General features: G+C 27.2%; 5 protein-coding genes and 1 pseudogene. 5 read left to right on the top strand and 1 reads right to left on the bottom strand.

What is annotated here, in order from left to right; genetic code table 11:
• The 4 genes and pseudogenes from J7G74_RS02090 to J7G74_RS02075 form a co-directional block, all read left to right on the top strand.
• A pseudogene (locus tag J7G74_RS02090) lies at positions 1–215 on the top strand (BglG family transcription antiterminator); the annotation flags it as partial.
• Complete coding sequence (locus J7G74_RS02085) at positions 205–660, top strand: PTS sugar transporter subunit IIA (RefSeq protein WP_297131269.1); 456 nt, start codon at positions 205–207, stop codon at positions 658–660. The pseudogene J7G74_RS02090 and the gene J7G74_RS02085, both read left to right, overlap by 11 nt.
• Before the next feature lie 92 nt (positions 661–752).
• Positions 753–1,646: an ROK family protein gene (locus J7G74_RS02080; RefSeq protein ID WP_297131266.1), complete on the top strand. Its 894-nt coding sequence runs from the start codon at positions 753–755 to the stop codon at positions 1,644–1,646.
• Positions 1,647–1,681: 35 nt separating this feature from the next.
• Positions 1,682–1,804 (top strand): hypothetical protein, encoded by a 123-nt coding sequence (locus J7G74_RS02075; protein ID WP_297131262.1) that lies wholly within the window; start codon positions 1,682–1,684, stop codon positions 1,802–1,804.
• A gap of 128 nt (positions 1,805–1,932) precedes the next feature.
• Here the strand turns inward: J7G74_RS02075 and J7G74_RS02070 are convergent, their stop codons facing one another.
• Positions 1,933–2,241, bottom strand: coding sequence for a hypothetical protein (locus J7G74_RS02070; RefSeq protein ID WP_297131259.1), 309 nt, complete (start codon positions 2,239–2,241; stop codon positions 1,933–1,935).
• Positions 2,242–2,593: 352 nt separating this feature from the next.
• Here J7G74_RS02070 and J7G74_RS02065 point away from each other — a divergent pair.
• The coding region (locus J7G74_RS02065; protein ID WP_443081636.1) for a rubredoxin-like domain-containing protein at positions 2,594–2,873 on the top strand (280 nt) is incomplete at its 3' end.

The following is a 2,873-nucleotide window of genomic DNA, read 5'->3' as shown; positions in this document are numbered from 1 at the left end:
CTAATAAGTTAATTACTACTATAGATAATAAAAATAAAGACATTTCTTTTTATCTTTTATGTAATGATTACAATTATATGAAAGAAAATTTGCTTTCAATATATAGATTATATACTTCAAGAAAATATGTAAACTACATATTAGAATGTGAAAGAGAAAGAGATATAGAAGAATTTTTATTAAATAATGTAGTTGAAAATTCAGATGAAAAATAATAGTGTACTAAATAATAATTTTATAGATTTAAATTTAAAGTCTACTAATAGAGAAGGTGTATTAGAGGAATTAACAGATATATTATATGAAAATAAAATCATAGATGATAAAGATGGTTTTTTAAAAGATGTTTATATACGAGAGTATGCAGGTTCAACTGGTGTGGGAAATCATATTGCTCTTCCTCATGGGAAATCTAAATATGTAAGAAAAGCATCGGTTGTTGTAGGAAGAACTAACTGTGAAATAGAATGGGGAAGTGTAGATGGTTTGCCTGTAAGCTTCTTTATACTTTTTGCAGTTCCAGAATATGGAGATGTTGGTATAGAAGGAAAAATAATTTCTAGCATCTGTATTAAGTTGGCAGATGATGACATATGTAGATTATTATTAGATGCTAAATCAAATGAAGAGGTATTTGATATACTTTATGACAATAATTAAGATAAAAAATAATACTATGAATTAATTATATAGATGATAATATTAGAATGATATTAAATTTATTAGGCTAATTTAACATTTTGGAGGATGAAATGGATTATTATATAGGAATTGATATTGGGGGAACTAATATTAGGGCTAGTATAATGAATGAACATTATACTATTTTGGAAAAATTTAAAATAGAAAATAAAGTTTCTGATGGTCCTATGGTAAACTTAGATAATTTGTACGAAGAAATTAATAAAAGATGGATGGACTATGGTATTAAATCTATAGGAGTAGGATGCCCAGGGCCTTTAGATTTAAAAAAAGGAATAATTATTAATCCACCAAATTTAATTGGATGGGAAAATTTTGAAATAAAGAAATACATGGAGAACAAATTTAATTTACCAGTAGCAGTTAATAATGATGCAAATGTTGCAGGATTTGGAGAAGCTATGGCTGGAGTAGCAAAAAATTGTGAAAGTGTATATTATATAACTTTATCAACTGGAGTTGGTGGAGGATTTATATATAAAGGCCAAATAGTTAACGGATTTAATAGTATAGCAGCAGAAATAAGTAATATGATTATTAATGAAGATACATATAGTCATAGTGGATTAAACAAAGGTGCAGTAGAAGGTCAATGTAGTGGAAGAAATATTGGTAGAATCGCTAGTAAAAAGTTAAATTTAGATTTATCTACAAAAGATGTTTTTGATAGGGCTGAGTTAGGAAATAAAGAATATGAAGATATTATTAGTACTTGGGTGCTAAATATATCCAAAGCTATAGCTAATATAATAACTACAGTGGATCCAGAAGTAATAGTTTTGGGGGGATCTGTAATATTAAACAATCCTAAATACATAGATAAAATTATAAGTCAAGTAAGAGAGTTTGTATTTGATGGTGTTAATATAGATATAAGATTAGCTGAAATTGGTGATGATGCAGGTTTAGTTGGAAGTGGAGTATTAGCTTCAACTTTAGCATAATATAAAGATTACGATATGGTATCAGACGTATTTATATGACGCTTAAAAATAAAATAATTTTTAGAATATCAATAATGATGAAGAAAGTATCAGGAGCTACATTTAAAGGTTTTGAATTATACAAGGGTGTAGATCATAATATGAATTACAACTTGTAAAATAATTGAGTTTAGTAAAGATATTATTTATAATCATGATAATGATAAAGATGAGGATCAGGAAGATAGATATGATAAGTAAACAAAATAATAAAAGCCACCTGCAAAATAGGTGGTTTTATTGTGTACTAAGAATTATATATGTCTAAATATAAAGTATTTTCTGATTTTGCGATAACTACGGTAGTTGTAGCATCCTTTATCATATTAAGAGTTGTGGTAAACGCAGGTATGTTGATTGTAATTAGTACAGTATCTATGTTATTTGGGACATACTCAAGTATTACTATTAATGGATTAACACTAGAAGTAATCTGACTTGCTCCTGACCTGCCTGATAAAGAAACATTGAATAAATCTAAATTATATGTAATAAACCTGCATATTACAGCAACAATCAATGGAAATATTAATGTAGTTAAAAAAACGGATAACATTTTAACTGAAATACGACGAAGCTTTTTGTATCGTTAATTTGACACATAGTAAGTGTAATTGATGAAAAATCATGGGAATGATAATAAGTTGTAAACAATTTATAAATATTTGTCATATTATATAGACGATATCTATTGCGTTCTTACCTACTTCTACATTAATATCTTGGAAAAATAAATTATTGATAGTGTAGTTACTTTTTATAAAAACTTATTAATTACATTTTTATAAAATTTAAAAAAGTTGTTTAAACACAATAATAAGTGGTATATATATATTGTAAACAAGATTATAGTTTTAAATAAGAATGTAATAATTAAATTAATATAAAATCAGGGGAGGTAATTTAAAATGAAAAAATTTGTTTGTACAGTATGTGGTTATATATATGAAGGAGAAACTGCTCCAGAAGTATGTCCAGTATGTAAAGTAGGAGCTGATAAGTTCGAAGAAATGACTGGAGAATTAAAATGGGCAGATGAGCACAGAATAGGTGTTGCTCAAGGAATAGACGAAGAAGTAGTAGAAGGATTAAGAGCTAACTTCGTTGGAGAATGTACAGAAGTAGGAATGTATCTTGCAATGTCAAGACAAGCTGATAGAGAAGGATATCCAGAAGTTGCTGAAGCTT

This window comes from Terrisporobacter sp. (assembly GCF_017888745.1).
Lineage (GTDB): Bacteria > Bacillota > Clostridia > Peptostreptococcales > Peptostreptococcaceae > Terrisporobacter.
Note: the sequence above shows the minus strand (reverse complement) of the source record. Positions and strands in the feature narration are given on the sequence as shown.